Source organism: Bacillus sp. 7705b (assembly GCF_002289525.1).
Lineage (GTDB): Bacteria > Bacillota > Bacilli > Bacillales > Bacillaceae > Bacillus > Bacillus halotolerans.
The window spans coordinates 150,720-171,060 of record NZ_NSDH01000023.1 but is presented as its reverse complement, the minus strand read 5'-3'; the positions used below and the strand labels follow the sequence as shown (position 1 = coordinate 171,060).

Annotated in this window: 22 protein-coding genes; 8 read left to right on the top strand and 14 right to left on the bottom strand. The window is 44.7% G+C overall.

The window, feature by feature from the left end:
• Positions 1-30 precede the first annotated feature (30 nt).
• Positions 31-462: a Cu(I)-responsive transcriptional regulator gene (locus tag CJU60_RS10300; RefSeq protein WP_095713762.1), complete on the bottom strand. Its 432-nt coding sequence runs from the start codon at positions 460-462 to the stop codon at positions 31-33.
• Between the two features lie 157 nt (positions 463-619).
• Here CJU60_RS10300 and CJU60_RS10295 point away from each other — a divergent pair, with 157 nt between their 5' ends.
• The gene (locus tag CJU60_RS10295) at positions 620-1,801 is read left to right on the top strand and encodes a pyridoxal phosphate-dependent aminotransferase (protein WP_095713731.1); all 1,182 of its coding nucleotides are present in this window, start codon (positions 620-622) and stop codon (positions 1,799-1,801) included.
• Positions 1,802-1,848: 47 nt separating this feature from the next.
• Here the strand turns inward: CJU60_RS10295 and CJU60_RS21585 are convergent, their stop codons facing one another.
• Positions 1,849-2,004: a hypothetical protein gene (locus tag CJU60_RS21585; protein WP_176471080.1), complete on the bottom strand. Its 156-nt coding sequence runs from the start codon at positions 2,002-2,004 to the stop codon at positions 1,849-1,851.
• A gap of 451 nt (positions 2,005-2,455) precedes the next feature.
• Here CJU60_RS21585 and CJU60_RS10290 point away from each other — a divergent pair, with 451 nt between their 5' ends.
• Positions 2,456-3,841 carry a hemolysin family protein gene (locus CJU60_RS10290; RefSeq protein ID WP_095713730.1) on the top strand — a complete coding sequence of 462 codons (1,386 nt, stop codon included), beginning with the start codon at positions 2,456-2,458 and terminating at the stop codon, positions 3,839-3,841.
• 13 nt (positions 3,842-3,854) lie between these two features.
• Here CJU60_RS10290 and crcB read toward each other — a convergent pair whose 3' ends face one another.
• From crcB to CJU60_RS10275, 3 genes are read right to left on the bottom strand one after another with little or no spacing between them, the layout of a single operon-like run.
• Positions 3,855-4,211: a fluoride efflux transporter CrcB gene (crcB, locus tag CJU60_RS10285; protein WP_024120744.1), complete on the bottom strand. Its 357-nt coding sequence runs from the start codon at positions 4,209-4,211 to the stop codon at positions 3,855-3,857.
• On the bottom strand, positions 4,211-4,603 hold the full coding sequence (locus tag CJU60_RS10280) for a fluoride efflux transporter FluC (protein ID WP_095713729.1): 393 nt from the start codon (positions 4,601-4,603) through the stop codon (positions 4,211-4,213). Before CJU60_RS10280 ends, crcB begins: the two co-directional genes overlap by 1 nt.
• Positions 4,596-5,321: a glycerophosphodiester phosphodiesterase gene (locus CJU60_RS10275; RefSeq protein ID WP_024120746.1), complete on the bottom strand. Its 726-nt coding sequence runs from the start codon at positions 5,319-5,321 to the stop codon at positions 4,596-4,598. The genes CJU60_RS10280 and CJU60_RS10275 overlap by 8 nt, the downstream gene beginning before the upstream one ends.
• Before the next feature lie 234 nt (positions 5,322-5,555).
• On the opposite strand from CJU60_RS10275, the gene CJU60_RS10270 reads away from it, so the two are divergent.
• From CJU60_RS10270 to CJU60_RS10260, 3 genes are all read left to right on the top strand, one after another.
• The gene (locus CJU60_RS10270) at positions 5,556-5,663 is read left to right on the top strand and encodes a YhdX family protein (protein ID WP_024120747.1); all 108 of its coding nucleotides are present in this window, start codon (positions 5,556-5,558) and stop codon (positions 5,661-5,663) included.
• Positions 5,664-5,813: 150 nt separating this feature from the next.
• Positions 5,814-6,929 (top strand): mechanosensitive ion channel family protein, encoded by a 1,116-nt coding sequence (locus tag CJU60_RS10265; RefSeq protein WP_095713728.1) that lies wholly within the window; start codon positions 5,814-5,816, stop codon positions 6,927-6,929.
• Positions 6,930-7,007: 78 nt separating this feature from the next.
• Positions 7,008-7,751, top strand: a complete 744-nt coding sequence (locus CJU60_RS10260) for an NAD-dependent protein deacylase (protein ID WP_059293135.1) — start codon at positions 7,008-7,010, stop codon at positions 7,749-7,751.
• A 24-nt stretch (positions 7,752-7,775) separates the two neighbouring features.
• Here CJU60_RS10260 and CJU60_RS10255 read toward each other — a convergent pair whose 3' ends face one another.
• The gene (locus CJU60_RS10255) at positions 7,776-8,624 is read right to left on the bottom strand and encodes a polysaccharide deacetylase family protein (protein WP_095713727.1); all 849 of its coding nucleotides are present in this window, start codon (positions 8,622-8,624) and stop codon (positions 7,776-7,778) included.
• A gap of 282 nt (positions 8,625-8,906) precedes the next feature.
• On the opposite strand from CJU60_RS10255, the gene dat reads away from it, so the two are divergent.
• The gene (dat, locus tag CJU60_RS10250) at positions 8,907-9,758 is read left to right on the top strand and encodes a D-amino-acid transaminase (RefSeq protein ID WP_095713726.1); all 852 of its coding nucleotides are present in this window, start codon (positions 8,907-8,909) and stop codon (positions 9,756-9,758) included.
• A gap of 37 nt (positions 9,759-9,795) precedes the next feature.
• Here dat and nhaC read toward each other — a convergent pair whose 3' ends face one another.
• Both nhaC and CJU60_RS10240 read right to left on the bottom strand, forming a co-directional pair.
• Positions 9,796-11,157: a Na+/H+ antiporter NhaC gene (gene nhaC, locus CJU60_RS10245; RefSeq protein ID WP_095713725.1), complete on the bottom strand. Its 1,362-nt coding sequence runs from the start codon at positions 11,155-11,157 to the stop codon at positions 9,796-9,798.
• 125 nt (positions 11,158-11,282) lie between these two features.
• Entirely contained in the window at positions 11,283-11,783 is a 501-nt protein-coding gene (locus CJU60_RS10240; protein ID WP_095713724.1) for a universal stress protein, read from the bottom strand.
• 447 nt (positions 11,784-12,230) lie between these two features.
• Between CJU60_RS10240 and bmrC the strand changes: the two genes are divergently transcribed.
• Both bmrC and bmrD read left to right on the top strand, forming a co-directional pair.
• Positions 12,231-13,988: a multidrug ABC transporter ATP-binding protein BmrC gene (gene bmrC / locus CJU60_RS10230; RefSeq protein WP_024120755.1), complete on the top strand. Its 1,758-nt coding sequence runs from the start codon at positions 12,231-12,233 to the stop codon at positions 13,986-13,988.
• Entirely contained in the window at positions 13,985-16,006 is a 2,022-nt protein-coding gene (bmrD, locus tag CJU60_RS10225; RefSeq protein ID WP_095713723.1) for a multidrug resistance ABC transporter ATP-binding protein/permease BmrD, read from the top strand. The genes bmrC and bmrD overlap by 4 nt, the downstream gene beginning before the upstream one ends.
• Positions 16,007-16,051: 45 nt before the next feature.
• Here bmrD and CJU60_RS10220 read toward each other — a convergent pair whose 3' ends face one another.
• From CJU60_RS10220 to CJU60_RS10195, 6 genes are all read right to left on the bottom strand, one after another.
• Positions 16,052-16,672, bottom strand: a complete 621-nt coding sequence (locus CJU60_RS10220; RefSeq protein WP_095713722.1) for an NAD(P)-dependent oxidoreductase — start codon at positions 16,670-16,672, stop codon at positions 16,052-16,054.
• 38 nt (positions 16,673-16,710) lie between these two features.
• On the bottom strand, positions 16,711-16,836 hold the full coding sequence (locus CJU60_RS10215) for a hypothetical protein (RefSeq protein WP_081638264.1): 126 nt from the start codon (positions 16,834-16,836) through the stop codon (positions 16,711-16,713).
• Positions 16,837-16,942: 106 nt separating this feature from the next.
• Entirely contained in the window at positions 16,943-17,146 is a 204-nt protein-coding gene (sspB, locus tag CJU60_RS10210; protein WP_010333571.1) for a beta type acid-soluble spore protein SspB, read from the bottom strand.
• 212 nt (positions 17,147-17,358) lie between these two features.
• Positions 17,359-17,568 (bottom strand): YheE family protein, encoded by a 210-nt coding sequence (locus CJU60_RS10205; RefSeq protein ID WP_024120758.1) that lies wholly within the window; start codon positions 17,566-17,568, stop codon positions 17,359-17,361.
• 158 nt (positions 17,569-17,726) lie between these two features.
• Positions 17,727-19,088 (bottom strand): YheC/YheD family endospore coat-associated protein, encoded by a 1,362-nt coding sequence (locus tag CJU60_RS10200; RefSeq protein ID WP_024120760.1) that lies wholly within the window; start codon positions 19,086-19,088, stop codon positions 17,727-17,729.
• Positions 19,078-20,169 carry a YheC/YheD family endospore coat-associated protein gene (locus tag CJU60_RS10195; protein ID WP_095713721.1) on the bottom strand — a complete coding sequence of 364 codons (1,092 nt, stop codon included), beginning with the start codon at positions 20,167-20,169 and terminating at the stop codon, positions 19,078-19,080. Before CJU60_RS10195 ends, CJU60_RS10200 begins: the two co-directional genes overlap by 11 nt.
• Positions 20,170-20,341 lie beyond the last annotated feature (172 nt).

The window sequence follows — 20,341 nt, the reverse complement described above, 5'->3', positions numbered from 1 at the left end:
AAGGTAACACCTCCTGTTAGTAAAATGGTTTTAACTTAACAGCAGCATAAATGATTGGAACACGGCGAGCTTTTCGGGTGTAAGTTTGCTTTTTAGCTTGTCACGCTCCTCAGGCTCCAGCCGTTCAAACCGATGCAAGATTCCGGAGATGTTTTGATTCATATAATCAATTTCAGATGCCAGATTTCCAATTTCGTCATGAGCTATGGCTGAAGAGGGAAACTGGTTCTCCAGTCGATCTTTAATATCGGACAGGGCCAATCTCTGCTGCTTGCAATCTACAATAAATATGAGTCGTTTAAGTGCGTTTTCATCGTAGTAACGATAATTTGAACAGGATCTGGCCGGCGTCAGCAGACCAAGATTCGTATAATAATCAACTGTTCGTTTCGTTACTCCGGCAAGTGCCGCTAGTTCACTGATACGATAAGTCTCAGCCCCATCTAAATCCCTCCCAACCATCACGTTATAGTTATGAGAATAGTTTAATATATGAAGGGTGCCTTACACAAGTTTATTGTTTTTTTGAGATGCCGGATATGGAAATTGTGGTATCCGAATTCTGATTGAAGTAACATAGATAGATAGAATGTTCAATTTATATGTGCAGAAGGGACAGATGAGATTGGCTGGTTTATCGCGGGAAATTGAAGAGAACCTTAATAAAGGATCGTGGATTCGAAAGCTGTTCGATGAAGGAGCGAGACTGAAGAAAGAGTTCGGGAATGACCAGGTGTTTGATTTTTCAATCGGCAACCCGGTAGTTGAACCGCCTGAAGCCTTTACGAGAGCATTAATAGAAGAAGCTGAAAAAGGAAACCACGGATACATACAAAATCAGGGCCTTCCTGAAGCTAGAGAAAAAGTCGCGCAATTTCTGGCAGGCCGCTTTGCTGCCGAGTTTTCAGCTGAGCGCGTTGTCATGACAGTAGGTGCGGGCGGCGCATTGAATGTGGCGTTAAAAAGTATATTAAATCCGGGAGAAGAGGTCATGATTCTCGCTCCTTATTTTGCAGAATATAAATTGTATATTGAGAACTATGGCGGGAAGGCTGTCAGCTGCCCGCTGACAGCCCGGTTCGAGATTGACATTGAAGCGGTCAGGCAGGCGATCACCCCGCAGACGAAAGGTCTCATCCTGAATACACCGCATAACCCGACGGGAACCGTACTCAGCCAGAAAAATATAGATGATCTAGGCGCTCTGTTAAAAGAGATCGAAGAGACAAACGGCCAAACCATCTATGTGCTGTTTGATGAACCGTACAGTCAGCTGATTTATGATGAAGAACTGGCAAATCCGTTTCAATCGTATCACCGTGTCATTTTGGCGAGCTCATTCAGTAAAGACCTCGGCATAGCAGGGGAGCGGCTCGGTTATATCGGCTTAGACAGCAGCATGCCGGATGCTGACCTTTTGATAAACGCTTTTGTGTACTGCAATCGAACGCTTGGATTTGTAAATGCGCCTGTCATGATGCAGCGGGCTGTGGCGAGAATGGACGATTTAAGAATAGACGCAAGCGCTTATAAAGAGCGCAGGGATCTCATGGTTGATATTTTAAAGGAAGCCGGTTTTGAATTTGAAATGCCAAAAGGCGGTTTCTTCGTTTTTCCGAAGTCGCCAATTGAAGATGAAGTCGCATTTTGTGTGCATGCAGCGCAAAAGTATAAATTGTTAATTGTACCGAGCAGCGGTTTTGGGATGAAAGGGCACTTCCGTTTATCCTTCAGTGTGCCTCTGGAGCAGATCAAAAAATCACGCGACATCTTTATTGCCTTATTTAAAGATTTTTCATAGGCCGTCTCAGACAAAAAGATAACAGCTATTTGAGGCTGTTATCTTTTTTATTTGTCGTATGCCCCAAGCTTTGCCCCGTTTTTCAATTCCTGATTTAACTCTCCCTCGGATAAACCGCCAAATTCAATCATAACAGCAGAGCCAGCAAAATGAAGGAAAAACCATTTATAACGCACCTTGCCTGCGCTGCGTGATCGACGCATCTTTTAAGCATTCAAATGATCTAACGGTCACCAATTGTCCCATTTTAAACGAGCTTCATCCTATGCACGCCACTAAATCAGTATACGAACGAATGAGCTGTATGAGCTTCAACAAATCAATGCCCGATATTTCAGCGAACAGCGTCTTGCCAATAGTTTTAGCATCTTAACAGGTGCAGAGTCAGAGATTGAAAGGCTATACACGGATATCGAGAACTTGCTGGCCGGATGAATCAATAGTTTGTCCCATGATAAAAGTCTAAAAATTAAAAATCATTTTTGGAATGAGTTGTGTTACAATAAAATATACAATTTATAATCAAACTTTGACTTGGAGGTGGTATGATGGGGCCCTCTGCTTAGGCAACAATACACCGCGTACCTCAATGTTAAGGAAAAATGATTATATCAGGAGGTGACTCCTTATCCTTTAATGAGGGGATAAGGTTAAATGGACGATATTGACAGTCTGATTTTAATTGGTGTGCTCATTGCTTTAACTGCATTTTTCGTCGCAAGTGAGTTTGCGATAGTTAGAGTAAGGAGATCCAAAATTGATCAGCTTATAACAGAAGGAAACAAACGGGCGATACTCGCAAAGCGTGTCATTACAGATTTGGATGAATATTTATCTGCATCCCAGCTGGGCATTACAGTGACATCGATTGGACTCGGCGTGCTGGGGGAGCCGGCATTTGAACGGCTGCTGCACCCATTGTTTGAACCGCTCGGCCTGCCGGAATCGGTTTCTCATGCAGTCTCTTTTGCGGTCGCGTACGGCTTGATTACATTTCTGCATGTTGTTGTAGGTGAACTGGCCCCGAAAACGGTCGCGATTCAAAAGGCTGAACAGCTAACCTTGCTGATAGCGGGTCCGTTGCGACTATTCTATTTGCTCCTGTTTCCGTTTATTTGGACCCTGAATGGATCGGCGCGGCTTTTATGCGGCATGTTTGGATTAAAGCCGGCGTCAGAACATGAGGGTTCTCATTCTGAAGAAGAACTCAGAATGCTGTTGTCTGAGAGTTTAAAAAACGGAGAGATTAATCCGTCTGAATATAAATATGTGAATAAGATTTTTGAATTTGATAACCGCATTGCCAAAGAAATTATGATACCGCGGAAGGAAATGGCCGCTGTATCAACAGATATGACAATGGCCGAGATGCTGGAGGTTATGCTGAAAGAAAAATACACCCGCTGGCCTGTCACAGATGGGGACAAAGACAGTGTAATCGGCTTGGTCAATACGAAGCATTTGTTTTCTGATTTGCTGTTTATGACAGAAGAGGAAAGAATGAAAATGACGATCCATCCGTATGTGCGGCCAGTGATTGAAGTCATTGAAACAATTCCGGTTCATGATCTGCTGATTAAAATGCAGCGTGAACGCATTCATATGGCGATTTTGTCGGATGAATACGGCGGTACCTCGGGCCTTGTTACGACAGAGGACATTCTTGAAGAAATTGTCGGCGAGATCAGAGATGAATTTGATGAAGACGAACAGCCGCTGATCCAAAAGCTTGGTGACCGCCATTATATTATGGATGGAAAGGTTCGCATGGATCAGGTGAACAGCCTTCTTGGCGCATCGATTCAAGAAGACGTGGACACCATCGGCGGACTGATATTGAAAGAAAACATTGATATTGAGGCTGGTGAATCCATTCGCATCGGATCATATACAATAAAGGTGCTGAAAATGGATGGCCGTTTGATTAAGCAAATAGATATAAAAGAAGAAATCAGCAAAACAACCGGGGTTGCGGCCCACCATACGCTGCCGATGCCCGAGCCGGTCATGCTGAACAGTGCAACCTTGAGCGAGAAATAAGCTCAAGGTTTTTTTATGTCAGCAGCGTCCAGCCGCACCAAAACGCCAAGAGAGACCCGCAAAGCGTTAAGCCGATATATAGGATGCTTTCCTTTACACGCTTGGCCAGCAAGAGCTGAACACTTTCAACGCTGAAAGTGGAAAAAGTGGTAAAGGCGCCAAAAAAGCCGGTGCCGATGATGAGTGCTGCAGATGAATTTGTCACGTGAAGCCCTGTAAAAAGACCAAGACCGAGGGCACCCAGTATATTAACGGTCAAAATGCCGACTGGAAAACGAAGGCTTTCGGTTTTAGATGTTATGACATTGCCGAGCCAAAAACGCAGCACAGCACCGAGTCCTCCCGCTGCGAAAATACCAGCTAGTGTCATCATTGCTTCCGCCCCTTTCCTATTTGAAATCGGGCTATTTGCCGTCCTGCCAAAACGCCAAAGAGGGCAAGCACGATTCCGGATATGAATGAGGAAGCCATATACAAAACAGCTAATGACGAATGGGATTGCAACAGCATGACCGTTTCTTTAGAAAATGTTGACATGGTTGTAAAGCCTCCGCAAAAACCGGTGCCTAAAAAAGCCGATAGCAAAGGCCGTTTCGCCCTAATCATAAAAAAGCCGGTCAGAACGCCTAGTAGAAGGCTGCCTGCCGCGTTCTCCAGCCAAGTTGCAGCCGGAAATATGTCATTATTTATGCCGATGTTCAATCCGTATCGGAGACAAGCGCCAAGGGCGCCTCCCATAAAAACTGCACTATATCTATTCATGTTTTCCATCCTTTAATACGTAGTCCGGGTAGTCTGTGACAATACCGTCCACGCCCATGGCCTGCAATTTGGCTGCTGTTTTCTGGTGCCTTACTGTCCATGCAAACACTTTTAATCCGTTTTTATGGGCGGAAGCGATCATGAGACGATTGAGACGTGTGTATTTGATGTTGACATAATTTGCGAAAGATTTGCAGGCTTTCAGCTGATTTCTGGACAGCATGCCAAAATTCGGCCTTGTAATAACGGCTGTCGGAATCGATGGATAAAGTTCGCGGAACCTTTGGATGGAGCGGAACCCAAAGGATTGAACAATATTGTTAATAGAAAAAGAAAATTGTCCTAACAGCTGTCCCACTTCTTCTTCAATCCCGATTTGCGAAGGATGGCCTTTTAGTTCAATTAAAAGTCCGATTTTTTTATGGTAGCGCTTGAGCACGTCCTCCAGAGTCGGGATTTTTTCTCCTTGAAAAGCGGGGCCGTACCAGCTTCCTGCATCGAGTGCCTGCAGCTCCTTCAGCGTAAAATCCTTAACAAAGCCTGAACCGTTTGTTGTCCGGTCCACTCTGTCATCGTGTATAACGACAATCTGCCTGTCTTTTGTTAGCTGGACATCCAGCTCAATCATATCTGCATTCATTTCTGCCGCGAGATCAAATGCAGCAATTGTATTTTCGGGAGCGTAGCCGGATGCTCCGCGGTGGGCAATGGTGTACAAGCTTGTCAGCTCCTCATATGGGCATTTCTGTTATTGTATCAAATCCATATATGCACCGCGATACCAACTTGTGAATTTTTTTCTGTCATATTTGAATAGTCCAAGCTGAAAACAACGTATAACTGAAACAAGAACATTCACCGTATCCGAGCATATTTCGGCAGAAAAATAGTGCTTTCGACATGTTCACAAAATATTCTGTTACTTTATAATAGCAAAAAAGGAGGCGAGATCATGGGAAAAGGGAGAATCAGAGTGGAGGAAAGAATTAAAGCCGAAACAGATGTTGAAATGCAAAAAGCAACTCTCCTTGATCAGACACAAACGAAAAAAAGTAAGTGACTGTCCCTATTGAATCTGGCTGAATGGTTAAAATGAGAAATTGCCCCGGCGCTCCGCCGGGGTTTTGTGTTTTATAAAGACATTTAGAGAAGCATTCTGCCGAATGTTTTAGTATAATAAACATTCGATTGGGATAGAGGGGAGACTGCCATGCTAGATCATCTGCAGCAATATTTCACGCTTGATAAAATCATACAAACCGGCATCAGTTTGGCAATTTTGCTGTTGTTTCTTATACTAAGAAAACTGTTTACAAGATATTTCTTTAATTTGCTTTTTAATATGACAAACAAACCGAAAACCGAAATTTTTAAACAGGTGGTTGTGGCATTCGATAAGCCTGCCAGATGGTTTTTTGTTGCCTTAGGACTGTTTTTAGCGATCCGCTATTCACCGTTTTTAGATGCACAGATGCCGCTGATCAGCAAAATATACCGCTCGCTGATTGTGGCGCTGTTGAGCTGGGGGCTTTGTAATTTGACCGCTACATCATCTTTTATTTTTCATAAAGTGAATCAGCGCTTCGAACTGGATATGGATGATATTCTGGCGCCATTTTTGTCTAAGCTGCTCCGTTTTGTCATTATAGCGCTCAGTGTGAGCGTGATCGCGCAGGAATTTAATTATGACGTCAATGGGTTTGTGGCGGGCCTTGGGCTTGGCGGATTGGCTTTTGCGCTAGCAGCGAAAGACACGATCAGCAACTTCTTTGGCGGAATCATCATTATCACTGAAAAGCCGTTTACGATCGGTGATTGGGTGGAGACGGCGACAGTGACCGGATCAGTGGAGGATATTACCTTCAGAAGCACAAGATTCAGAACAGCGCAGGGTGCGCTTGTAACGGTGCCGAATTCCACGCTGTCGATGGAAGCCATCACGAACTGGACGAGAATGACCAAGCGCCAGATTACGTTTTCCATTCATGTATCCTACGCAACGCCGATTGAGAATTTGGAACGCTGCATTCGTTCGCTCAGAAAGATGCTGCTTGAACATGAAGGCGTCGATAATGATACAATCATGGTCAATTTCGATACGTTTGCTGACAGCTATTACAATTTATTTTTCAACTTCTATACAAAAACAACGGTTTGGGCGGAGAACCTTCATGTCAGAGAGGATATCAACTATAAAATTATTGAAATCCTCGGCGCTGAAGGGGTTGAATTTGCTTATCCCGGACAAATGGTGTATGTCAACCAGAAACACCAGCACGATCCGTTTCAAGTAAATCTCAATAAAGGGGAAAAGGAACGGGCTTAAAAAAGAAAGACTTTGTCTCAAAGAGGCGGGGTCTTTTTCATGGTAAAATAAGAAAAAAGACTGTAAGGCGGTGTTGAATTGGAAGCATTCAGAAACATGCTGAATGAAGCGCAGCGAATTGTCGTGCTGACCGGAGCGGGAATGAGCACAGAATCAGGCATACCCGATTTTCGCTCAGCCGGCGGCATCTGGACTGAGGATGCCTCAAGGATGGAGGCGATGAGCCTTGATTATTTTTTAAGCTATCCGCGTCTGTTTTGGCCTAAGTTCAAAGAATTGTTTCAAATGAAAATGAGCGGGAGCTATGAACCGAATGAAGGGCATTTGCTTTTGGCTGAACTGGAGAAACAAGGGAAGCAGGTGGATATATTCACACAAAACATTGACGGCCTTCATAGAAAAGCCGGAAGCAGACATGTATACGAGTTGCATGGCTCTATCCAAACAGCGAGCTGTCTCTCATGCGGCGCCCGATATGATCTCCCTCATTTGCTGAAGCATGATGTGCCGGAGTGTACAGCGGTCGGAAATGACGGTGAGGTGTGCGGAACGGTATTAAAAACCGATGTCGTTCTGTTTGGCGATGCCGTTTTGCATTTTGACACGCTTTATGAAAAGCTGGATAAAGCCGACCTATTATTGGTGATCGGCACGTCTCTTGAGGTTGCTCCCGCCAGATTTGTGCCTGAGGATGCAAGCCGGATTCCAGGCATAAAAAAAGCCATTATTAACCTGGAGCCGACGTACTGCGACAGTTTGTTTGATTTCGTCATCCATCAAAAAATCGGAGAGTTTGCCCGGAGCTTGGGCATAAAAAAGTGAGGCCGCAGATAAGCGCCTCACTTTTTATTCATGAACCGGAACCATTGTATCCTTTAACACACCGAAGGAATAGCCCTTTTCTTTCAGTTTATGGATTAGCACCGGCAGTGCGTTTACTGTAGCAGGAAGATCGTGCATGAGAATCACATACGGCCGATTAGAATGGCTGTGTTCCATATTGTCAAGCTGCTGCAATACTTCTGCTACGTATTTTGAGTTGCGGTATTTCCAGTCCATGCTGTCAATCGTCCAATCCCAGTACATAAAACCGTCTTTTTCTAGATTGCGAATTTGTGAATCTGTAAGAGACGGCTTGCTGCCGTAGGGCGTTCTGACGAGATCAGTGCGATAGCCTGTAATGCTTTCCAGCGTGTCACGCGCCTGCTGCATTTCTTTTAGCGGTGATGTCGGCGTTTGATAAAACAATTTGTTATTATGCGTGACCCCGTGTAAACCGAGTGCATGCCCTTCATTTCCGGCCCTTTTAACCGCGTGTTTGAATTCGTTCATTCGCGGTGACAGCATAAAAAATGTCGCCTTTACATCGGCGCTTTTCAGTACGTCCAGCAAGCGGTTTGTAGAGGCTGACGGGCCATCATCGAAGGTTAAATAAACCGTTTTGTCTCCCATATTCTGCTCGGTCTGCAAATGTTTTATCAGCAGGCCTGGGGAGTCGTCTTTCAGCTTCAGGCTTTCCTTCTCATCACGAAGCTGGCTGTTTGTTGTGACAGTGATCTCCTTTGCTTTCGAGGAGCTGTTGGAATAACCTAAAATCACCATAAGCAAAAGCAGCACACATAAAACTGCTAAACTTGCAAATTTAAAAGCAAGCGAAACTGCAGAAGGAGAAGCGTCTCCTCTCGTTTGTCGCATATCAATCTCTCCAGTGGCATAAAATCTCTACATACCGCTGTATTGGCAGCTCTGAAGGTGCCATTGTTTACAACCTATGTATTACGAGTCAAGTATACAGGAATAAAATTGGAAAGAACATAGAAAAAATGTCGAAATGTCAGATTTTAAGGAAAAAATAATCTCCTTCCCAGCTATTGAGTTCTTGATCTTTCTGTTTTTCAGCTGGTTTGATATGGTAGAATGAGTGACAATGACAGCTTGATTAGGCATCAGGATAAATACGAAAAAGGGAGGGCTTATATGAAGATTTTAGTCAATGGCCAACTGGTGGAGCGGAACGAGGCATCCGTTGATGTGGAAGATCGCGGTTATCAGTTTGGAGACGGAATCTATGAGGTTATCAGGGTGTATAAAGGGGTATTATTCGGCTTGCGCGAGCATGCGGAGCGTTTATTCAGAAGCGCGGGTGAGATCGGAATTTCACTGCCGTTCAGTTTAGAAGATTTAGAGTGGGACCTGCAAAAGCTTGTGCAGGAAAATGCGGTCAGCGACGGAGCGGTTTACATTCAAACCACAAGAGGGGTTGCTCCGCGAAAACACCAATATGAAGCGGGCCTTGAGCCGCAGACGACGGCCTATACATTTTCTGTTAAAAAGCCGGAACAGGAGCAGACATACGGCGTTTCAGCCATCACGGATGAGGATCTTCGCTGGCTGAGATGCGATATTAAAAGTCTGAATTTACTGTATAATGTGATGGCAAAGCAGAAAGCCTACGAAGCGGGAGCATTTGAAAGCATTTTAATAAGAGACGGAATTGTTACAGAAGGTACATCTTCTAATGTTTATGCTGTTTTAAACGGTACGGTGCGGACGCATCCGGCTAACCGAATGATTCTCAATGGGATTACACGAATGAAGATTTTGGATCTCATCGTAAAGAACGGCATAGAGCTTGATGAAAGGCCCGTTACTGAAGAAGAGCTGAGACAGGCGGAGGAAATCTTTATTTCTTCAACGACGGCAGAGATTGTTCCGGTTGTGACGCTTGATGGAAAATCAGTCGGAAGCGGAGTGCCCGGACCGGTGACAAAACAGCTGCAGGCGGCTTTTCAAGAAAGCATTCAGCAGGCAGCCCGCGTATCATTTTAATGATAAAAAAGAGCCCGCTTTGCAAGCGGCGCTCTTTTTATTTTTTTACAAATCCAACTAAAATCGAGATGATCGGCGATATATAGAGGAAGAACGTAAATGGGATATAGTCAATGACGGGAACACCAAGCGCGGTTGCCATAAAAGCCCCGCTGACGCCCCAAGGGATTAATGGATTAATCAATGTTCCGCCGTCCTCTAATGATCTTGATAAAAACTTCCGCTGAATGTTTTGTTTGTCATATAAGGATTTATATGACTGTCCCGGTATTAATATAGATAAATACTGTTCGCCTGTTGCAAGATTGACACCGATACTGGAGCAGACAGTTGCTGCAATGAGACTGCCCTTTGAACGGATTCCTTTCATCACACCCTCCAATAGTGCGGAGATCAGGCCGATTTTCTCCATTAAACCGCCGAGTGCAAAAGCGATCATAATAAGAGAAACTGAGCCCATCATGGATTGCAGTCCGCCTCTGTTGATGATTTTAGCGGCAGCCTCATTGTCAGTTTCGAACATGGTGCCATTTTGCAGGGCTGACATAAAAGCCTGAATGCTGCTGTCGGGAACAAAGATGGCTGTCAAAATTCCCGAGGAAATAATACCGGCAGTCAGAACGGGAATAACGGACACGCGCTTAATCGCCAGCAAAACAACTAAGAGCGGAGAAAGAAGCGCCCACGGTGTGACGTTTGCTGCATCTTTTATTCCGGCAATAACATGTGCAATATCATCTGTTGAAGCAGCGTCTGCTGAGACTGATAAACCAAGAAAGTAAAAAAGGACAACGGTGATCAGCAAGGCGGGAATAGTTGTGCCCATCATGTGGCGAATGTGTTCAAAGATCGATATTTCGCCTATACCCGCAGCAAAATTTGTTGTATCCGACATCGGTGACATTTTATCACCAAAGCAGGCTCCGCAAATGACTGCCCCCGCCGTCCATTCGAGCGGAACGCCTGCCGCGCTCGCCACGCCGATCAGTGCCACGCCAATTGTGCTTACAGTTGTCAGGCTTGAGCCGACAAGCGTGCTGATGATCATGCAGGAAAACAAAGCAGTCAACAGAAGATGGCTCGGTTCAATAAAGGACAAAGCATAAACTGTAACGGACGGTATGGCGCCGCTGTACATCCAAGCGCCGATTAAGATACCGATCAGTGCCAGAACAATGATCGGCTGTACACCGTTTTTAATCCCGTTTACAATTCCTTTTTCAAGGCTGTTCCAGGAAAAACCGTACCATAAACCGGCTGCTGAAAGCAGGACAACACATAGGAACAGCGGGATATGCGGTTCTGTATGAAGAAAGAATAAGCAGGAGATAATGACTCCTAACATTAATATAAATAAACCGACGGCTAACGGAAACGTCAGCTTTTTTTGAGAATACAAAACAACACCCCATCATTTTCTTTAATGCTTTTGTGCTTTTGGGCACGAAAGCATTATATCAGAAAAAAACGAAAATCCGTGTTTTTTCACAATTATGAATATAAAAAAGCGAGCACGTGGCGTGCTCACTTTACGATCAGAACCGGTATATCTGATTTCGCCGAAAGCTTTTCACTTACACTTCCAAACAAAAGTTTCTTCAGTCTGTTTTGGTCTCTGCTTCCGGTTACAATCAGATCTGCTGAAATCCGGTTGGCATGCTCGATAATTGATTCAGCCGGGTCACCTTCCAATATATCGATATCTCCCTCTGTCTGCTGATCATTCAGCATCATTCTGGCTTCGGCGATGACTTCTTCCGTACGGTCTTCATAAATCATTGGCTCCGGTGGCGCAACATCTGATATCAGCGGGTCAGGAACACTTGTCATGCCTCCGCCAATATAGCTTGCCCCTGCTGCGGGCCTCGGCGGATCGATGATGGTCTGGTTGTCTTTCATATCATGTGAATGGGCGACTGTAATGGCTGCATTTACCGTTTTCGCAAGATCAATGGCTGTCTGAAGCGCTTTCTTACTGTTTTCACTTCCGTCAAACGCAACAATAATACGGTCAGCATGAAACATCATTCTCACCCTTTCAAAAAACGTCGTACAATACAATACCCGACATCATATCTATTTAATCTTTTCTCTGTTCAAGTAATGATTGACAAAAAAAGGTTTTGTTTATATTATGAAAAAAGAGTGAAAAATCAGAATGAATGGAGGGTTTGCTATGCCAAGGAATGATATGTCTTACAGAACAGTTTCATATTGGCGCGGCAAACCCTTATTCTGTTTTTTTGAATTGGGTTAATCCGCGCGCCGAAAAGCGCTCTGTACATCATAATCGATAACAAAAGGCATGGAGCTGACGCTTCATGCCTTTTTTATATACAAAATCTTAAGAAAGACAGGTGTATCGGATGTGAAGACAAATACAGAGGCAAGGATTGGTTATGACAACCTGAACGAAAAGAGCTGCAAGGAAAAAATAGAAGGCGGCTGACGAGATAAAGGAGATGGGGATGGATGTTTTCAGTATTGAAAAAGCTGGGCTGGTTTTTTAAAGCCTACTGGCTGCGCTATACCATTGCGATTGTGCTTTTATTATGTGTAAATGTACTTGAGATGTTTCCGCCTAAATTGTTGGGGAACGCCATCGATGATATGAAATCGGGGGAGTTTACCTCAGGCGGGCTGCTGTTTTATGTCAGCGTATTTTTAGGTTTGACGGCGGTGGTGTATATCATGTCTTATTTTTGGATGCACCAGCTGTTCGGCGGAGCGAATGTGATGGAAAAAATTCTCCGCTCTAAGCTGATGGGCCATTTGCTGAAAATGGCGCCGCCGTTTTATGAAAAATACAGAACAGGAGATTTAATGGCGCGGGGGACAAATGATCTCCAGGCTGTCAGTTTAACGACGGGTTTTGGCATTTTGACATTAGTCGATTCCACAATGTTTATGATGACGATCTTTTTGACGATGGGGTTTTTGATCAGCTGGAAGCTGACGCTTGCAGCCATAATACCGCTTCCCATTATGGCTGTTGCGATCAGCATATACGGAAGTAAAATTCATGAAAGGTTTACAGAGGCACAACATTCTTTCGGAGCGCTGAATGACAGGGTGCTCGAATCGGTCTCGGGTGTGAGAGTGATTCGCGCTTATGTGCAGGAAACGAATGATGAACGCCGTTTTAATGAAATGACGGCCGATGTGTACCGGAAGAATATGAAGGTAGCCTTTATCGATTCTCTGTTTGAGCCGACTGTTAAGCTGCTTGTCGGCGCCAGCTATCTGATTGGGCTGGGGTATGGAGCGTTTCTTGTTTTCCGTAATGAGCTGACGCTTGGCGAGCTTGTTTCCTTTAATGTCTATTTGGGCATGATGATTTGGCCGATGTTTGCGATCGGTGAATTAATTAATGTGATGCAGCGCGGCAACGCGTCCTTAGATCGGGTAAATGAAACCCTTTCTTATGAACCGGACGTGACAGATCCGAAGCGGCCGTCTGATTTAAAAGAGCCTGGAGATATCGTTTTCAGCCATGTGAGCTTTACATACCCAAGCTCAACAAATGTGAATATTCAAGATATTTCTTTTGCCGTGCGAAAAGGGCAGACTGTCGGGATTGCCGGTAAAACAGGGAGCGGTAAAACGACGATCATTAAGCAGCTTTTGCGCCAGTATCCAGCCGGTGAAGGGAGCATCACATGTTCAGGTGTGCCGATTGAGCAGATTCCTCTTGACCGGCTCCGCGGATGGATTGGATATGTGCCGCAGGATCATTTACTGTTTTCCCGGTCTGTAAAAGAAAACATCTTGTACGGAAAGCTTGACGCAAGTGATGCTGAGGTAAAGAAGGCTGTTTCAGAAGCTCATTTTGAAAAAGACTTGCAAATGCTTCCGGCCGGTCTGGAGACAATGGTGGGTGAAAAAGGCGTCGCACTCTCTGGAGGGCAAAAACAAAGAATTTCAATCGCGAGGGCGCTGATGGCGAATCCGGAGATTTTAATCCTGGATGATTCTCTTTCCGCTGTAGATGCAAAAACGGAGGCGGCTATTATCAGCAATATCAGGAAAAACCGCCAAGAGAAAACGACATTTATTCTGACGCATCGTTTATCAGCTGTGGAGCATGCCGATCTCATCCTTGTGATGGACGGCGGCGTGATTTCTGAGAGAGGCACACATCAAGAGCTGATGGCCAATAACGGATGGTATCGGGAACAATACGAAAGGCAGCAGCTGTTCACTGCAGAAGAAGGGGGAGCAGGGGCATGAAGACAGGAAAAACCTTATGGAGATACGCACTCCTATATAAAAAATTGCTGATCACTGCCGTCCTGTTGCTTGCGATTGCAGTCGGGGCAGAGCTGACCGGACCGTTTATCGGCAAAAAAATGATTGACGACCACATCCTCGGGATTGAAAAAACATGGTATGAGGTCTCGGAAAAAGATAAAAATGCAGTTGAATTTGACGGCACCTCCTATGTCAGGGAAGACCGGATGCAGGGAGCGGCTGCTAAAGAGAAAGAAGCGCATATTTATCAAGTGGGAATGGCGTTTTATTTCGTTGATCAGGCTGTCAGCTTTGACGGGAACAGAACGGTTTCTGACGGAAAGCTGACGATCACTAATGGGAATGAAAGCCGGACGTATCCTGCTGAAAAGCTGACAAAGCAGGAGATTTTTCAGTTCTATAAGCCGGAAATGAAGGGGATGACGTTTCTTATTTTTCTGTATGCCGGTTTGCTTGTCTTCTCGGTATTTTTCCAATATGGGCAGCATTATTTATTGCAGATGAGTGCCAACCGCATTATTCAAAAGATGAGACAGGATGTGTTTTCCCGCATTCAGAAACTGCCGATGCGCTATTTTGATAATCTTCCCGCGGGCAAAGTAGTCGCAAGAATTACAAATGATACTGAGGCAATCAGAGATTTATATGTGACAGTGCTGTCAACGTTTGTGACAAGCGGCATATATATGATCGGGATATTTACGGCGTTGTTCCTGCTGGATGTAAAGCTCGCGTTTTTATGCTTGGCGATTGTGCCGATCATCTGGCTGTGGTCGATCATCTACCGGAAATACGCTTCCTATTACAATCATCAAATCCGTTCGATCAATAGTGACATTAATGCAAAAATGAATGAGTCTATTCAAGGCATGCCGATCATCCAAGCTTTTCTCCATCAAAAAGAAACAATGAGAGAGTTTGAGGAATTAAATGAATCTCATTATTACTATCAGAACAGGATGCTGAATTTAAACTCCTTAATGTCACACAATCTTGTGAATGTGATCCGCAACCTTGCGTTTGTCTGTCTGATCTGGCATTTTGGCGGCGCAAGTCTAAACGCGGCAGGAATTGTTTCCATCGGTGTGCTGTACGCGTTTGTGGATTACTTAAACCGCTTATTCCAGCCGATTACAGGTATCGTCAATCAGTTTTCTAAGCTGGAACTGGCGCGGGTGTCCGCCGGGCGTGTTTTTGAACTGCTTGAAGAAAAGGAAACGGAAGAAACGGGTGAACCGGCGAAGGAGCGCGCGCTGGGGCGGGTTGAATTTAGAGACGTATCATTTGCTTATCAAGAAGGACAAAATGTTTTGAAACACATTTCCTTTACAGCACAAAAAGGCGAAACTGTAGCGCTTGTCGGCCATACCGGATCAGGCAAGAGCTCGATTTTGAATATCCTCTTCCGCTTTTATGATGCGCAAAAAGGGGATGTGCTCATCGATGGGAGAAGCATTTACAGCATGTCAAGGCAGGAACTTAGATCCCATATGGGGATTGTGCTGCAGGACCCGTACTTATTTTCAGGAACAATCGGTTCTAACGTCAGTCTGGAGGATGAAAGAATTTCAGAAGAAGACATTATAGAAGCACTGCGGCAAGTTGGGGCTGAGTCGCTTCTTGAAAAGCTTCCGAAAGGCATCAGCGAACCTGTCATTGAAAAAGGCAGCACGCTATCCTCGGGAGAGCGGCAGCTCATTTCCTTTGCAAGAGCTCTGGCGTACGATCCCGCCATTTTGATTTTGGATGAAGCAACGGCGCATATTGATACGGAGACAGAGGCTTTGATCCAGAAGGCACTGGATGTAGTGAAACAAGGGCGCACGACATTTGTCATTGCCCACCGGCTTTCAACCATCAGAAACGCGGATCAAATTTTAGTGCTTGAAAAAGGAGAAATTGTTGAGAAAGGGAATCATGAGGAACTAATGGCATTAAAAGGGCAATATTATCAAATGTATGAGCTGCAAAAAGGACAGAGGCACTCCATTGCATAGCTTTCAAAAACCCAAGACATTCAATGTTTTGGGTTTTTGTGCGCATTAATAAGCCAGTCCTACCCGGCAGCCGATATAGTCCCCTGTAAGAAGCTCGTGATACAGAAAAGCCGCAGTGTCGCCGACAGTGATCTTTTTACCTTCCGCCGGCAAGACGTTGCGCTCTGCACGGTATTCACCTGCTGCTTCTCCGTCGGGGAGATATGTGGGGCAGATCATGGTCCAGTCTAAGGACGAAGCTCTGAGCATTTCATATACCCTTGCATGCTCCTTGGCAGCGCGGGTCAGCTTTCGTTTTGATTCATTTGTTTCAAATCGGTATTTTCCTGGTTCAAATCGTGAATTAAGAATGCCCGCGGTGCCGATCGTTATGAGCCGTTTGATATGCTTTTCCTGCATAATGGCAAGAATATGTGTCATGGCAGCTGACAACGTATCGTCGCCATCTGTACCGAGACAGCTGATGACGATCTCAGCATCCTTCATAACTTCTTTCACATCTTCTCGGCAGCGGGCATTCCCGATAACGATCCGTTCTTTCGGCAGGCCAAGTTTATCATTCGATGATCTGATCAGAGCGTAAATATCGAGTTGTTCATTGGTGCCTGCCAATCTTAAAAAGGCTTGTCCGACACGGCCGGTTGCGCCAAATAAGGCAATTTTTATGAAAAAACCTCCTCGCCCCTCATTATAAAAGGATGTACTCAGTTTGAACAGCGCGGGAAAGAATACCTGTACAAAAAGACAGAGCGATGGGAAACATATTCATTAATCATGGATATACTTACGAACTGCACCAGCTCCCAATTCACAATAGCGATGAATGGCACCTTGATTCCCTCCCTCTTCTCCTAGGATATGTGGTGTAGGAAAAAAGGGTGACAAATATAAAGAAGGCGCGGAAACCGCGCCTTCTGTCAGCCATTTATTGAATTGTTATTGTACGCGTCCGCCCATGTTCTGCTGAGCGAAAGATACTAAACGTTTTGTGATTTCTCCTCCGACAGAACCGTTAGCGCGGGAAGTCGTATCCGCTCCAAGGTTAACGCCGAATTCAGAAGCGATTTCAAGTTTCATTTGGTCGATAGCCTGAGCTGCGCCAGGTACTAGTAATTGATTTGAAGAGTTTTGGTTTGCCATGTGTAAAATCTCCTTTTTTATTTGATATGGTTGGGTTAACTGGAGTTGCACCAGTCTGTGGACCCGTCTCGGGTGTCACTGCCGTCTCGGCGTAACCCAATGCTTTGCCGGCTTGTTACTACGTATTATGTTAGATTTGACTGAAACTCATGCGGGGATTTTAGTGGTAAATCTTGAGAAGGCATAAAAAAAGCTTAGCCGCTCAGGCTAAGCTAATCGTAAATATGAAAAAGCATCAATTCATGTATCTCGTTTTTGAGTGCAGGCTCATCAGCACGGGCGGGAAACAAATCTCCCCATTCAATCTCGCCGCTTTTATGATAGATGCCCTCGTAATGCATGCCTTTATAGTAAAAGGAAATTGTCCATCCGGGCAGTTTTTGTTTTTGAAACAAAGGTTTCCAGCTGAAATGAGAAATCATCAGGGGCCACGCTCCTTGAAATTGATATCAATTGACATGGATACGGACGAATTATATTCATTGTATCATTGTTGCAAAACATCATTGAAGGGGCTTTATGATGAACTTGTCCTTGCGTTGAATAAACTTCAAGCCCGCTTTTACATAAAGCGGGCAAATTAGGATGGCCACAGCGATTCATGGGAGGTAATGGCCATCTTCGAAAGATATGAAGCATATTCAAAGCTTCTTCGTTTTGTCAAAGAATCGACAGATTGCAGACTCGGATGAGAAAAAATACTGCGGCCCGGACGTGAATTCGCTTCAAACATCCATACCTTACCGTTTTGGTCAATGCCAAAATCAAAACCAATCTCGCCGATGAACCCTTCGATATGGTCATGGAGCACTTGGCTGGCGGTCAATGCCGCCGCAGAAAGCTTTTTAATGACATGTATTCGTTCCGCCGGATCATCGTATACTTCGGCCAGCGTTTTCACTTTTCCGCCATTGGATAGGTGTGTTGTAATGCTGTTTTCTCCTGAAATTTTTACTGCGATGGCGGTCACAGTCCATTTCCCTTTACTGTTTTTATTCGTATGAACGCGGAAATCGGCTGGTTTTCCCTGAAATTCAATCAAATTTACCCCTTGCTGAACGAGAAAGACAGCGGGATCATGCTGTTTTTGAAATTCATCCAGAAATGCGGAAGCATCGGGATAGTCGATTGAAGAAAAAGATTTGGCATCATTTGTATGTTTCACAGTCAAACCGGATTTTGTTTTGGCGAGCTGATAAATCCCGGTGCCGAGTGCTCCGTCCGCCGGTTTTATATAAACCTTGCCGAATGAATCACTCAGCTCTTCAATCCGCTCAACAGTAGGATGAAGGATTGATTTCGGTAAGTAAGGAGCCGTTCTCGGGTCTTTTTCCAGCAATTGATGAACATCCCATTTGTTGAAAAATGTTTTATTGAACCATGGGATTTGATATTCATTGATCAGCCGGTTTTTTGTATTCTGCAAGACAATTGAGTTCTCGATTTTTCTATTCGGCAAACGGTCATACACGACGTTCGGCAGCGGGACAATGTGTTTCTCCCAGCCATTTTCCCTGTATAGAAGCGCTTCAATCGTCCCTTCCTGCCAATTGATTTGGTGCGCGCCGAACACGAAGCAATAGCTTCCTGTTTGTTCATGCAAAGTGAGCAGTTTAGAAAAAAAGAGAGAACGGTCCTTAAAAGGGCGCTCAAGTGATGCGGTAAACCCCGCGGTGAAGATGCCGATTAACGGACCAATGTGCACCGAATGATCATGAATGAGAATATCAGCCCGGCTGCGATGCGGTATCAACAGTTCGTGAAACAGATTTTCAGAGAGGAGCACTGTCTGTTCGAGATTTCGTCTGAAAGTAACATGGCATCTGACAACCTTCGTTCCGAATGAGGCAGACAAAAGGCCGTCTTGCTTCATTGCGGAGGGCAGAAACAGAGTATTTTCACTGTTTTTGTCTATGCCGATCAAAAACCGTTTACGATTCACGCGGAAGGACTCCTTTCTGGTTTTGCAGCGAAAATAGATATTTGCACCGCTTAAGAGGACAAGTATATAGATGTTCTTTTTTCTCAGGAGAAACATGAAGTATTGATTTTCTGCCTGGTTTAGAATTGATATCCAGGATCCAGATCCTCCCGTCCTTCGCAAGGCATATATCCAGACCGAGTTCAAATAATGGCCCGTATCGCTCATCAAGATAATACGGAACCGATTGGGTAATCGAGAATACGTCATCCAGTAAGACTACCTGCTGTTTTTTCGGGATATTTTCAAACCATGTATCAAATGTAAGCGTATCCGATCCGCCTGATAAATTGGCCAGCAGCCCGTTTTTGTATCCGCGTCTCACTGCCTTTCCGACGGTATGCCATTCACCGTCCTCATTTTTTTGCATAAACAGCCGGATATCACAAGGGTATTGCTCCTTATCTTGGATATTTAAATAAGGCTGCATCAAATATTGGTGCTGAAGCACTTTTTTGCACCAAGTTTTAAATGAAGCTTGGTTGGAAAAGGATTTTGTCTGTTTATCCTTTCCGATATGGTAGGTGGCGGTTATGTTTTTCTTGCCAAGCTCCAGAAGTATCACGCCTCTGCCGCCAGCACCGAACGCTGGCTTTAAAATACAGGCTTTTTCTTTCAATAAATACGAATGGATTTGTTCAAATCGGCTCACTTTCATGGTTTCTGGAATGTAAGGATTGATCACAGAATGCTCCTGCAAATCTTGAAACACAGTCCATTTATCAGGAAGACCCCGCCCGATAAATTCGGTTTTCGGATATTTTTTGAGCCATTCAACGATCGGTTTTGCTTTTTGTGATTGTGAATCCTTCCCATAAAAGCAGCGGTCATAAATATAATCGGGAATCGCAAGTTCTGTTTCATTCCAATTGCTGCTGGCGGGATGATAAACCAGCGCTTTGACACGCAGGGTGTCGGGCAAAATGTCAAACGGTGTAAAGCGGATCAAACGTATGCCGAATTCGGGCGCTCTTGTGGCCAATTCTGCGGAATAATCCTGCTCGTGCTGGCGGGTTAAGGACATAAAACCGAGTGTTATCATGGTGAGACTCCCCCTTTTATTAAAAAGCTGCCGGCGGGTGTCAGCAGCTTTACGCTTCAAAAAACATCAGGAACACAGCTGTCGGTAGTCTACTTTACAGATTACGATTCAGCATCTTGCCCTATTCCTGTTAAACAAGCTGATTTTATGACCATATGTTTTGTCTCCTTGT

Bases quoted from the DNA above. Each gene is read 5' to 3' on its own strand.
- CJU60_RS10255 (WP_095713727.1), bottom strand. From the start codon at position 8,624: ATGCGACAAACGAGAGGAGACGCTTCTCCTTCTGCAGTTTCGCTTGCT.
- CJU60_RS10195 (WP_095713721.1), bottom strand. From the start codon at position 20,169: ATGATAACACTCGGTTTTATGTCCTTAACCCGCCAGCACGAGCAGGAT.
- bmrC (WP_024120755.1), top strand. From the start codon at position 12,231: ATGTTTTCAGTATTGAAAAAGCTGGGCTGGTTTTTTAAAGCCTACTGG.
- bmrD (WP_095713723.1), top strand. From the start codon at position 13,985: ATGAAGACAGGAAAAACCTTATGGAGATACGCACTCCTATATAAAAAA.
- sspB (WP_010333571.1), bottom strand. From the start codon at position 17,146: ATGGCAAACCAAAACTCTTCAAATCAATTACTAGTACCTGGCGCAGCT.
- dat (WP_095713726.1), top strand. From the start codon at position 8,907: ATGAAGATTTTAGTCAATGGCCAACTGGTGGAGCGGAACGAGGCATCC.
- CJU60_RS10295 (WP_095713731.1), top strand. From the start codon at position 620: ATGAGATTGGCTGGTTTATCGCGGGAAATTGAAGAGAACCTTAATAAA.
- CJU60_RS21585 (WP_176471080.1), bottom strand. From the start codon at position 2,004: ATGCGTCGATCACGCAGCGCAGGCAAGGTGCGTTATAAATGGTTTTTC.
- CJU60_RS10300 (WP_095713762.1), bottom strand. From the start codon at position 462: ATGGTTGGGAGGGATTTAGATGGGGCTGAGACTTATCGTATCAGTGAA.
- crcB (WP_024120744.1), bottom strand. From the start codon at position 4,211: ATGACACTAGCTGGTATTTTCGCAGCGGGAGGACTCGGTGCTGTGCTG.
- CJU60_RS10280 (WP_095713729.1), bottom strand. From the start codon at position 4,603: ATGAATAGATATAGTGCAGTTTTTATGGGAGGCGCCCTTGGCGCTTGT.
- CJU60_RS10265 (WP_095713728.1), top strand. From the start codon at position 5,814: ATGCTAGATCATCTGCAGCAATATTTCACGCTTGATAAAATCATACAA.
- CJU60_RS10240 (WP_095713724.1), bottom strand. From the start codon at position 11,783: ATGTTTCATGCTGACCGTATTATTGTTGCGTTTGACGGAAGTGAAAAC.
- CJU60_RS10205 (WP_024120758.1), bottom strand. From the start codon at position 17,568: ATGATTTCTCATTTCAGCTGGAAACCTTTGTTTCAAAAACAAAAACTG.
- CJU60_RS10270 (WP_024120747.1), top strand. From the start codon at position 5,556: ATGGGAAAAGGGAGAATCAGAGTGGAGGAAAGAATTAAAGCCGAAACA.
- CJU60_RS10290 (WP_095713730.1), top strand. From the start codon at position 2,456: ATGGACGATATTGACAGTCTGATTTTAATTGGTGTGCTCATTGCTTTA.